Source organism: Variovorax sp. E3, from assembly GCF_016082275.1.
Lineage (GTDB): Bacteria > Pseudomonadota > Gammaproteobacteria > Burkholderiales > Burkholderiaceae_C > Variovorax.
The window spans coordinates 1-10,664 of record NZ_MOWM01000078.1; the positions used below are offsets into that span (position 1 = coordinate 1).

Annotated in this window: 14 protein-coding genes; 10 read left to right on the forward strand and 4 right to left on the reverse strand. The window is 64.6% G+C overall.

Annotated elements, in window-relative coordinates; translation table 11 throughout:
* Positions 1–80: 80 nt before the first annotated feature.
* Complete coding sequence (locus tag BMG07_RS23910) at positions 81–959, reverse strand: transglutaminase family protein (RefSeq protein ID WP_198086645.1); 879 nt, start codon at positions 957–959, stop codon at positions 81–83.
* Between the two features lie 609 nt (positions 960–1,568).
* Between BMG07_RS23910 and BMG07_RS23915 the strand changes: the two genes are divergently transcribed.
* Positions 1,569–2,375 carry a YihY/virulence factor BrkB family protein gene (locus BMG07_RS23915; RefSeq protein ID WP_198086646.1) on the forward strand — a complete coding sequence of 269 codons (807 nt, stop codon included), beginning with the start codon at positions 1,569–1,571 and terminating at the stop codon, positions 2,373–2,375.
* Positions 2,376–2,738: 363 nt separating this feature from the next.
* The gene (locus BMG07_RS23920; protein ID WP_198086647.1) at positions 2,739–2,957 is read left to right on the forward strand and encodes a hypothetical protein; all 219 of its coding nucleotides are present in this window, start codon (positions 2,739–2,741) and stop codon (positions 2,955–2,957) included.
* 750 nt (positions 2,958–3,707) lie between these two features.
* Here BMG07_RS23920 and BMG07_RS23925 read toward each other — a convergent pair.
* Entirely contained in the window at positions 3,708–4,118 is a 411-nt protein-coding gene (locus BMG07_RS23925; protein WP_198086648.1) for a BLUF domain-containing protein, read from the reverse strand.
* Between the two features lie 401 nt (positions 4,119–4,519).
* Between BMG07_RS23925 and BMG07_RS42695 the strand changes: the two genes are divergently transcribed.
* Together BMG07_RS42695 and BMG07_RS23935 are read left to right on the forward strand one after the other, a co-directional pair.
* Complete coding sequence (locus BMG07_RS42695; protein WP_269759337.1) at positions 4,520–4,705, forward strand: hypothetical protein; 186 nt, start codon at positions 4,520–4,522, stop codon at positions 4,703–4,705.
* A gap of 240 nt (positions 4,706–4,945) precedes the next feature.
* The gene (locus tag BMG07_RS23935) at positions 4,946–5,437 is read left to right on the forward strand and encodes a hemerythrin domain-containing protein (protein WP_198086650.1); all 492 of its coding nucleotides are present in this window, start codon (positions 4,946–4,948) and stop codon (positions 5,435–5,437) included.
* A 205-nt stretch (positions 5,438–5,642) separates the two neighbouring features.
* Here the strand turns inward: BMG07_RS23935 and BMG07_RS23940 are convergent, their stop codons facing one another.
* On the reverse strand, positions 5,643–6,491 hold the full coding sequence (locus tag BMG07_RS23940; RefSeq protein WP_269759338.1) for a DUF6502 family protein: 849 nt from the start codon (positions 6,489–6,491) through the stop codon (positions 5,643–5,645).
* A gap of 304 nt (positions 6,492–6,795) precedes the next feature.
* Here BMG07_RS23940 and BMG07_RS23945 point away from each other — a divergent pair, with 304 nt between their 5' ends.
* Complete coding sequence (locus BMG07_RS23945; protein WP_198086651.1) at positions 6,796–7,464, forward strand: hypothetical protein; 669 nt, start codon at positions 6,796–6,798, stop codon at positions 7,462–7,464.
* Here the strand turns inward: BMG07_RS23945 and BMG07_RS42700 are convergent.
* Positions 7,440–7,622: a hypothetical protein gene (locus BMG07_RS42700; protein ID WP_269759339.1), complete on the reverse strand. Its 183-nt coding sequence runs from the start codon at positions 7,620–7,622 to the stop codon at positions 7,440–7,442. The two genes, BMG07_RS23945 and BMG07_RS42700, sit on opposite strands and share 25 nt — an antisense overlap.
* Between BMG07_RS42700 and BMG07_RS45025 the strand changes: the two genes are divergently transcribed.
* The 5 genes from BMG07_RS45025 (at position 7,547) to BMG07_RS23970 (ending at position 10,567) form a co-directional block, all read left to right on the forward strand.
* A complete protein-coding gene (locus BMG07_RS45025; protein WP_198086652.1) occupies positions 7,547–7,792 on the forward strand; it encodes an oxidoreductase C-terminal domain-containing protein in 246 nt (81 codons plus the stop codon). The genes BMG07_RS42700 and BMG07_RS45025 overlap by 76 nt on opposite strands.
* Before the next feature lie 611 nt (positions 7,793–8,403).
* Positions 8,404–8,973 carry a TonB C-terminal domain-containing protein gene (locus BMG07_RS23955; RefSeq protein WP_198086653.1) on the forward strand — a complete coding sequence of 190 codons (570 nt, stop codon included), beginning with the start codon at positions 8,404–8,406 and terminating at the stop codon, positions 8,971–8,973.
* Positions 8,974–8,976: 3 nt separating this feature from the next.
* Positions 8,977–9,504: an RNA polymerase sigma factor gene (locus tag BMG07_RS23960; RefSeq protein WP_198086654.1), complete on the forward strand. Its 528-nt coding sequence runs from the start codon at positions 8,977–8,979 to the stop codon at positions 9,502–9,504.
* A 72-nt stretch (positions 9,505–9,576) separates the two neighbouring features.
* A complete protein-coding gene (locus tag BMG07_RS23965) occupies positions 9,577–10,392 on the forward strand; it encodes a FecR domain-containing protein (protein WP_198086655.1) in 816 nt (271 codons plus the stop codon).
* Positions 10,385–10,567 (forward strand): hypothetical protein, encoded by a 183-nt coding sequence (locus BMG07_RS23970; RefSeq protein ID WP_198086656.1) that lies wholly within the window; start codon positions 10,385–10,387, stop codon positions 10,565–10,567. Before BMG07_RS23965 ends, BMG07_RS23970 begins: the two co-directional genes overlap by 8 nt.
* Positions 10,568–10,664: the final 97 nt, after the last annotated feature.

The following is a 10,664-nucleotide window of genomic DNA, read 5'->3' on the forward strand; positions in this document are numbered from 1 at the left end:
AAAATCGAGGGCCAAAATAGTAGCGGCGCGTCGGGGCAGCAGCAATTTCGCGTTGCTGCGGCCGCCGCGGCGGCGTTTCCTCAAGAGACCTCGTGCGACTCGCTCGAGCCTGACTGCCCTGGTGGCGCGTGGGGGAGCGAGCAGACCATCGCGTCGCCCAGGGCGAGCGTTGCGTCGGCGGGAATCTCACTCACGGTGACGCAGATCTCGCCCATCTCCAGGGGCCCGTAGTTCGACAGGAACGCCACATCGGCCGCATCGCGTCCGTAGGCCAGCACGATGCGCGCTCCCCGGGGTTCGTCCTGCGTGGCGTCGAACGTGTACCACCGCCCTCCGATGAAGGCCTCGAACCACGCATGCATGTCCATGGGATCGAGCCGGTGCAGGTAACCCACCACGAGGCGCGCTGGGATGCGCAAGGCGCGGCACAGGCCGATGGCCACGTGCGAGAAGTCGCGGCACACGCCTGCCCCATCCTTGAGCGTGTCCAGGGCGTCCGTCGAGCTGTTGCTCACGCCATAGCGGTAGGTAAGCCGCGCATGGATCCACTGGCGAATGGCTTCGACCTGGGCATAGCCGGACTGGATGTCCCCTACGATCTGCCGGGCGCGATCCTCCATCTTGTCCGAGGGACAGTAACGGCTTTGCAGCAGGTATTGCAGCGTGTCGGCGGGCAGGTCCTCGATTGGCACCGCTTGGGCGTCCGGCGCCACGGCGATGTCGGCCTCGGCTTCCATGATCATCTCGACCTCGATGCGCATCTCCCCCTGGGGAATCTTCAGCCGCTGGCACAGGTTGCCGAAGCTGTCGACGTATTCCGTGGTCGCGACCCATGGGCGCAATTCGTAGCGTTCGCTGACCATCCACTGTGCCTCCCCGCTGCGGGGTCGAAGCATCGCCACCACGGGACAGTCGGTCGCGGCCTTCACGGTCATCTTGCAGGTGGCATGCAGCCTCATGGGCAATCCTTGGAGGGTTCAGACATCCGCACGGACGGAAGCGCCACGACGGGGGGGGCCGGCCCCGCCCCCGGGGCATCGATATTCACATCACGCCGCAGCGCGAATGGCGAGCATCGCGGCGTTCGCGAGTCCTGTCTGTCGGACAGGCCGGACATGCGCGGGGCGAGGGCGCGCGAGTGTTGCAGCGCTGCGGGGCGATCGAAAGCTCTTATCCGTGCGTGCGTGCGTGCGTGCGTTCGACCGTGACGCGCGCGTCTGCGTCCGACAGCAGGCGGCGTGTACCTTCCGCTAGAGTGGCGTTGCTCGCTTGTCGGCCTCGCATCCAGCGGGACCCGCGATGCCCGCCTCCGTGCGGCGCGTCCCTTCGCGGTCTTTGGGGAGTCGCGCGCGGCGCGAAGGTCTTGTCCATGAACCTGGGGGATGCGATGCGGATTGCAGCGAGAAGGCCGGACACTGCGCCCGAAGGGGCGCCGCCGCATCGCGCGCACGGCGGCGGCTGCGCCGTCGAGAAAGGCACGGCCGGTCATGGGACGCCTTCTTGAAGCGGGGCGCCGTGCATGGGCCGCCGCGCTTGCCGCGCCGGTGCTCGGGGTTCTGCTGCGGGCAATGCGCAACTACGTCGTCCACCAGAGCGCCAACCAGGCGGGAAGCCTGGCCTTTTCCTCCGTGCTGGCGATGTTCCCACTGCTGATTCTCGTGTCCGCCGCCGCAGGCTTCGCGGGGCAGCCTGGCGAAGCCGCTGCGCTGGCCCGCCGGGTGATGAGCTACGCGCCCGCCATGGTGCGTGATGCGGTGCAGCCCGTGATCGACGAGGTCCTGGCGCGACGCAGCCAGGCCTTGCTGGCCGTGGGCGTCGTCACCACGCTCTGGACCGCATCCTCGGGCATGCAGGCGGTGCGCACCGCCTTGAATCGCGCCTATGGCATCGAGCGCGGCCACCCCTTCTGGAAGGCCCGCCTGAAGGTGACCCTGTTCACCGTCGTCGTCGGCGCCTCGGTGCTGGCGGTTTTCAGCTCCGTGATCATCATGCCGTACGTCTGGAGGCTGCTTGAGGACAAGGCGGGCGCGGGCCATGACGTGCTCTGGCTGCGCAACAGCGTGCGCTACGGTTCGGCCTTTCTCACGCTGACGGCGCTTTATGCGCTCATGTACGGATGGCTGCCGGACATTCGCCAGCGGCTCTACACGGTGCTTCCCGGCGCCTTGGCGGGCGCGGCTTTGTGGGTGGGCGCGGCCGCGCTGCTGTCATACACCCTGCGCTCGGCCGGCAAGCTCGCGTTGATCTATGGCAGTTTCGCCGGCGTGGTGGCGACGCTGGTGTTTCTCTACGTGAGCGCCACCACGCTGATCTTTGGCGCCGAGATCAACGCCGTGCTGCGCGAGAAGACGTCGGGGCGCGCCGATTCGCCCTAGCGGCCGATTGCGTATTCCGGCGTTCGAAGCGTTGAGCGAGGCCTTCCCCACAGGGGCGCAAAACACCTTGTCATCGTCGGGGCGCGTGGTCAAGGAACGGCGGGCGCGCTTTCGTCGCGGCGGCGAGGCGCTGGCCAGGCAACCCGCTGAGCTGTCGGACGCCCCCAGCGACGAATGCATCGTCGGAGGGCGCTTGCGTTGGGCTTCCCGAGGCGCTGCGGCAAGGGCAGGGCGCCGCGTCCTTGGAGGAACGCGAGTTCCTCCCCGCCTTCTGCCGCGCCCAAATCGCAGCCGCGCCGCAGCTCTTGTGGAGCGCGGCGGCGCCCCTATTTCCTTGATCCATTCAACCGAGAAGAGGTGGCAATGCCGATGAACCTGCTGCGGCGCATCGAGAATGCGCCGTTTCCCCTGTCGATCACGCAAGAAAGCGAGGTCCAATGCGCGGCGGTGCTCGCCGCGGCCCAGTTGATCGAAGCACGGCTGCCGGAGCCCGGTGCCGCGGGCGACCAGAGTGCGCTCATCCTGCGCATTACGCCCTTGGGAAGAGCTGAACTGCAACGATTGCGGTCCGAGCCGGACTGAGGCGCTCCCTTCCTCGTTTGCGCCGAACGCACCGGCCTGGCCGGCCTTTCGATCCGCACTCGTCACGCCGCGCAAGGGGGACGCCGCGGGATCCCTGCCAGACTTGCTTTTTCGGGTGACGAATGCATTGCGGCGCCGATCCGCAGTCCGCGATCTGGCGGCAGCGCCGGGGGATCGGGACACACTTCCCGAGCAACGCCGCGGGCTGCCGCCCTTGGCAGTGAATATCGCGGATGAGCGGGTGAAAGCCCGATCACTCGCGCCTGCGCGCCGGACAGGTTGCGCTTCAGGTGGAGGTCCCGGCTTTTGAGCGCTTGAAGGCACGCCTGGCCGGGGTCGACACGACGAGCCATTCGAACCCGTGGTCAAGGCGGCTGTGGATGCCTTGGTCGTTGCATGTGGCGTTTTTCGTAGACGGGACGCAACGCACGTCGGGGCCAGGTGCGCGCGGGACAGCGGCCGCATCTGGGCGAAACGCGGCGGTTGGAATGCCAACTTGGCACAGGAACCGTCCCTGCAATGACAACGAGTTGCGATGGCTGCAACTCGGCCGGGGATTCTCGTCGGCGTTTTTCGGGGAAGGGCCACGACCTGCAGGCGCCTTGCTCGCACGTCGACGCCGCGCGCGGGCTGACGAGGGGTAAGCCCCGTCAGGCCATCAATTGCGCGGCCGCTGGGCAGCACCTGCGGCCTTCAGCGCGGCTTGCTGGCGCCCCCGGTTCAGTGGCATGCGCGCGCCGCGAGCTGGGCTCATTGGGTTTTCCAACTGGACGCCTGGGACAGTGCACGAAACATCGGCGCGGCCATCGAGGGCTGGATACCGCAAAGGCCCATGTCGGACAGCGGCCCCAAAACCTCCTGGACGTCGGCGTTCCAGTCGATCAACGCCATGGACCAGCTTGGAAACGCTCGCGCAGCAATGAAGCGGTATTCCAGCACGATGAGGTCCACATGACGCGGGTCCTGGCCGATCGTCTCCATGAGGCGCCGGATGGCCGCTTCGTCCCCCTCGAGATACTGCATGTAGGTCCCGCGCAGGTGACACAAGGCGCCGGTGATGCCCCGCTGTGCATTGTTTCGCCGCGAGCAAGCGAGGATGTCGCGCAGGTCCTCCCCGGAGGGCGCCTTCGACATGCTGCGGTAGATCAACCGGGCCAACATCTTCAAATTATGCGGGATCACCCCAGGGGCGGGCAAAGGGTCGATGCGCGCCGACGGACGATCCGCCGTGTGCGACCCGCGGAGCGAGTGGGGCGGGAACGCTGTCGATGGCTGCGCAACGGTCCAACGGTCCTGGTGCGACCGCCGTCGCGACGTTCATCTCTTTTTCTTCTCGCGCGCCCAGCCGCGCGCCACTTTGCGCGACGGCACAGAAAAGAGAAGGAATTCCCATGACGAAGAGGTGAAACCGCCGTTCAGAGAGGATTCATGTGGAGGATGCACATTCCGCGTGTATGACGACCTCGATGAGGAGACGCAAGGTCTCTGCTGACAGCGAAGGGGCGGTCCCGCAGCGCAGGGGACCAGGACCCGCGGATCAGTTCATCCATTTGCGTCCGGCTTTGACCGAACGCGAAATCACCGTCCTGAACGCCGTCGCCGCGCTTCCTGAGACATGCCGCACGCCCACGGCGGCGGCGACCGCGCTCATGCTGGCCGGCATCGGCATTCCTTACTCGTCGGTGGCCGCGATATTGAGGCGGCTCGAGCACAAAGGTGCCCTGCGACTTGATCGCGTCAAGCCTTGAGATGGGCAGGTGGTGCCGATCTGCGACTGCAGGTCGTCTGGGTCGGTGACGCCTGCAGGGCCTGTGAGGTTCACGCCACCGCTGGACCCGCCGCCGCAAGCCGCAGGCCGGCGAAAGCGAACCTGGCAGGTCGGTGTTCCTTCATCTGCACGCAGAGTCGTCCTACGCGGCATCCCGGGAGAGGCCGCAATCTTGTTCTCCCGCGATACCAAGTTCCCCCTTTTAATTCAGGAGTTCTCGATGACCACGACAAAGCGCGCCTCACCCGACGCCTGCACCCTGCTGGATACGGACCACAAGAAGGTGAAGAAGCTCTTCACGGCTTATGAAGAACTGGCTCATTCCAAAGCCTCGGGTGCCCCCGAGAAGAAGCGCGACCTGGCCATGCAGATCTGCATGGAACTCACCGTGCACACGCAACTCGAGGAAGAAATTTTCTATCCCGCCGTGCGCGAAGCCATCAAGGACACCGACCTTCTCGACGAAGCCGAGGTTGAGCATGCGAGTGCAAAGGAGCTGATTGCTCAACTTCAGGAAGCGACCGAGGTTGACGAGAAGTTCGACGCCAAGGTCAAGGTGCTTGGCGAATACATCGATCACCATGTGAAGGAAGAGCGCAACGAGCTCTTTCCCAAGGCCCGAGCGGCGCGCGATCTGGACTTGGTGGCCATGCGCCAGCAAATTGCCGAGCGCAAGGAGGAGCTGATGGCCGACATGAGCGTTGTAGCCTGAAGAGACGGCGGAAGAGCGGCGGCGGGGGCATACGGAAGGTAAACAACTCCTACGTGCTTCCGCCGACTTCCCGCGGCGAGTCGATGGTTTCTTTTCCGGCCTGAGCGAATCTCAGGCGGAGTTGCCCTGCCGCCGTGAGCTCCGCCTCGATGGCCACCCCTCCGTGCTGACGTGGGGCGCGCGCCCCGAAGCGCTCACATTCATGCTAGGGCGCGGACCGGCTTTCGGAGGTTGGCGCGGCACCCCGTCCCTCGTCTTCATCGCAGGCTTCGTAGTAGGTGTAGATGCCAACCCGAATGCGTGCTTTCGCGTTGGGAGGGGCATTGTCGACAGCCTGGGTCATTGCCTGAGCCAGATCGTGATGCAGTGTTGCCCAGCGTTCGCGACCTACGCGCTGGATCTGTTCGCAATCTTCCAGCGTGAGTCCACTCGCATAGACCGCCCGCTCGAGCATCTTGGGCTCTTCATCCAAGGCGTTGGCAACGGCCGCCTGCAGATGATCCCGACTGTTGTCGCCGAGGAAGGCCAGCATGGACCGCAGATCTTCCGCTGGCACGAAGCCATCGGCCGTGAGCTCGACCACGCCTCTTTCCTCATCCTCGCTGACCATGTGGAGGCGCCGCAATTCGTCAAGGATGGCACGGTAATGCACATTGCCGCGGCTACCCAAGCGCGCCACGGTCTCAAAAGAGGGAACAGCATCGCCCGCGGTGAGCGGCAAGTGCCGAAAGGAAGCATCTTCGGTCACCATCTGCTGCCATAACGTGAACGTCTTTGCCGCTGCCGACTGCTCGGTGTCGGGCAGCGTGTCGACAGTCGCCCGGACCTTGGCGGTCACCATCTTGCGATTCAGGCCGGTGGTGATCGAAAGCTGGCTCAGGTGTGGATTAGGGACGCCCCGACTGCGCCAAGTGCGTTGCGCCTCCTCGATCAGCAGGTCGCGCAGCAAGTCCTCGAGGTGAGGATGTTTGATCCCCATGGCCAGCGCGAGTCGGACGACCGGTTGGAGTATCCGGGCACAGGCGACAAGGGTCCATTCCAGCCGAAGATCCATGGAGGCAAGCGGTCGATCGCGACGATTCTTTTGAATGGAGTCTGCAGCCCTGACGCCGACGTCGGGCTGAACGCATTGTGATGCGCAACAGTGAACAACAACGGATCAATCGTCAAATGACATTGACGCGATGATCGGTTCGTTGAAGCTGCAGGACGGGCGCATCGACCGGCATCCGGCAAATATGTGTCTAGCGCTCGCGCGGTGTGTCGGCGCTTGCGCTGGCCGCCAGCCTCGCGCGCCGCTGGCTATCAAGTCGTGCGGAGTGGCAGCCTGGTAGTCCGTCTTGGGCCAAAATCTGCGCATGGACGCTTTTGCGATCGACCCTACAGCGGTCCACGACATCTCAAGCCGGCTTCTCGATGGTCACGGTCGCCTGCGTGTCACTCCCGCGTGCGTGCTCTCGAGGACCACCGCCCAAGAGCGGCTGCTTTTCGGGGTGCGACAGGGCATCTATAGCTTCCCGACCGATGAGCTCTGTGACTTCCTGCGATCTCGCATCGAAGGCCGTATCGCCATCGAGATTGGTGCCGGGCACGGCATCCTTGCCGAGGCGCTGTCCATCCCCGCCACCGACAACCGCCAGCAAGAGGATCCGGAACTCAAGGCCTACTATGCGCACATCGGTCAGCCGACAGTCCCCTACGGCAAGAATGTAGAGAAGCTGGATGCGGCCGATGCCGTCGCAAAGTACCGACCCAATGTCGTCATTGCGTGCTGGGTCACGCATCGTTTCGATCCAGAACGACCGCATGCCGGAGGCAGCGTGACCGGCGTCGACGAAGCATCATTGATCGAGTCATGTGACGAGTACATCTTCGTCGGTAACGAGCATGTGCACGCGCACAAGCCCATTTGGGAAATGCCGCACGAGAAATTGAATCCGTCCTGGCTCTACTCGCGCGCGATCAATGGCAGCCGGGAATTCATCGCCACTTGGCGCGGGTCTCAAAACTGCGGGACGCGGGCGTAAGCAGCAAGGCAACTCTTCATCGATGCCGACTGGTTCAGGGCGCCGTCAAGCACGAGACGCTCAGCGAAGTGGCGGCCCAGGCGTGCCTGCTGTCGGTGTCGTCCGACCAATACGATTTGAACATTCAGGTTTTCGGAGCGGTCACCGGCGACGAGCATGTCGTGCGGGGGCTGTTTCAGCCCGGCGGTTCTCGGTACTCCACTTGGTTGACGGCGTTGTCGTGTGCATCACGGCTGTCAATTCGCCCCGTGATCTTCGGCTGGGGAGAAAACTTGTACGTGCAGCGTCATCGCTCAAACCCCCAATTGCGTCCACTGTCCGGGCGTAGAGGCTCGCCTCGAGGCAACCGGGCGGTGCGCTGCTCACCTGACTGGGGGAGCTCGTCACCGCCTGATCGTCCTGCGGCGCGCAAGACCGCTTGCAGGCGACCCTGCGGCGAGCGCCTTACCCCACTTGGACAATCGCGGCCGAGCTGCGGTCGGGTGCAATGCTCGCACCCATACGTTCAATGCAGCAGGCCCTTCACCGCACATGCCTCCACGCTTTGCGGTCCCGGCGTCAGCCCCGCATGAAGCGATCAACCTCAAGCGCAGTCCGGAGCAGCTTCGATGGGTCAGCGGGTAGGCTGCCATATCGAGCGTCATGAGACCGTCATTCGCAAATGTGAAGCTCGCAGGAGTTGCGATACTGTCCACAAGCTTGCTGATTCGATCCTCTTCCTCCTTGTTGCCTTCTGCGCATAGTGGTCGTGGGCGAGTTGTTGTACGCAGCCCGGGCCGAGGCTGGGGCAAGGACGATAGGCTCGTGCGAGCTTTTGCCTCTGGCCTGACTTGCACCGCAGTTTGCGTCTGCATTGCTTGGATATCGACAGCAAAGGCCGCCGCCGGCACTGATGTGCGGTCCGTAGATCCTGCCGTTCGCGTTTCGTCCGAATCGCAGATGCTGGACTTCGATTTGCCGGCGCAGCCATTGGCAGCGGCCCTGGTGCAATACGCTGCAGTGTCGGGGCGATCGGTGATGTTCATCGACGAGTGGGTGGCCGGGCGAACCTCCGCTCCGGTGCGAGGGCGCTATACGGCGCATGCAGCCTTGCGCGCCTTGCTGGCCGGCGCGGGTTTCACTGCGGATGACGTGGACCCTCGGCTTTCGGGTGCTTTCATCCTGAAGCGCGTCGAGACGGCGCCTGCGGTCGCGTCGACTGCCGGTTCGCAACGCAGGTACGACGCCTTGGTTCAGGCCCGTGTCTGGGACGCATTGTGTGCCGATCTTCGAACTGCCCCCGGGCAGTACCGCTCGCTCCTGCAGCTGCAGGTGACCGCGTCGGGCAGCATCAGCCAGGCAAGCCTGGTTTCGTCTTCGGGAGATCCTGGCCGGGACGCAGCCATGCTCGCGGCATTGGCAAATCTGAAGATGGATCATCCCCCGCCAGCGGACCTGGCTCTGCCGCTCACTCTGGCCATCCTCCCGCACGATGTATTGCCCGGACCCCGCTGTGCCACGGTGCACTGACGCATGACGGAGAACGTCATTCCGCTGCTGCGCAGCTTCTTGGTTCAACGCTACGATCAGCTCAAGCAACGCTTGGCCCTGCGGCTGGGGAATGAGGAACTGGCGGAAGACGCCTTGCACGATACCTGGCTGAAGCTGCAGCGCAGCCAGCCCATTGCGGGCCCCATTGCCACACCCCAGGCGTACCTGCTGCGCATGGCGGTCAACCTGGCCATCGACGTCCGGCGCGCACAGAGTCAGGTATTGGTGTCTGAGGACATCGAGGTGCTGATGAATGAACTGCCGGACCCCGCGCCCGGTCCGGCAGAGGTCGCCGAAGCCCGTTCGCAGTTGGAGGCATTGGATGGCCTTCTGTTGCGCTTGCCGCCGCGCCGCCGCGAAATCCTGCTGCTGGTTCGCCTGGAGGGCTGGTCCCAGCGGGACGTGGCCAAGCGGCTTGGCATTCCCGTGCGGACCGTCGAGTACGAACTGAAAGCCGCTCAGGATCTTCTGTTCTCGCGATTGGAACCGCGATCGGACAAGCTCTCATGACGGCACGAAGAAATAGTTTGAGGATTGTGGCGTCGGTGACCGTCTACAAAGTACGGGGCCCCTGAGACCATCATGACAACGCACCCTCAACCACCCAAGCTGCCCGAGACTCTGCGCGAAGACGCGCGCGCCTGGGTGCGCAAGCTGCATTCGGGTGCCGCAACACAATGGGAGGCCCAGGCGTTTCGGCGCTGGCGCGACGCAAGTCCATTGCATCAAGCGGCCTTCATTGAAGCCCGGCAGCAGTGGCGGGTGCTTCAACCTGCGCTGAACAGACTGGTGCGCACCGACGCCGAAGCGGCGAACCTTCACCGCGAGACCCTGCGCAAGCCCGAGGCGAGTCGTCGGGCGTTCCTGGGCGTGGCTGGAGCAGCCGCCGCGGCCGGTGTCGCGGGCGTGGCGGCCTACTCGCCTTTGGGGATGTGGCCCGCGGCCAATGAGTGGAACGCGGACTGGCGCACAGTCGCGGGCGAACAGCGTGCGATCGCGTTGTCCGATCAGATCGGCGTGACCTTGAACACCCGTACCAGCGTCCGCCGGTTGACCTCGGACGACCAGACCGAGGGGCTGGAATTGCTGAACGGCGAAGCGGCGATTGATATGCAGGCCGGTGCGCGCGACTTCAGCGTCGTGGCCGGCGCTGGCCGCAGCATTGCCCAATCGGCTCGCCTCGAGATCAGCCGCCTGCAAGGGCGGGTGTGTGTGACCTGCCTGGCAGGGCGCGTGCGCATCGAGCATCCGGCCGGCGACCGTCTGCTGCTTGCGCGCCAGCAAGCGGTCTACAGCGATCACTCGATCAGTGGCATTGCCACCGTGGACCTCGAGGTGGCTTCTGCCTGGCGGCGCGGGGAGCTCGTGTTCAAGCAGGCGCTTGTCGGTAGTGCTTGATGAGATCAATCGCTATCGTCCCGGGCGTGTGGTTCTGATGGTGGATGCGCTGCGGGGGAAAACGGTCACCGCGACCTTCAAGCTCGATCGTCTCGATCTGGCATTGCTCCAGATGCAGCATTCCTTCAGCTTGAGCGCCCGCTCACTGCCCGCCGGTGTGCTGGTCCTGAGCTAGCGCCCGGCCCCATGTCGGACCCCTGGGTTCGATGGTGACCCTGTTCTGATTCCGTCTCTGGTCTTGGTTCTCTTGGCCTGCGTCCCGCACATCGGAT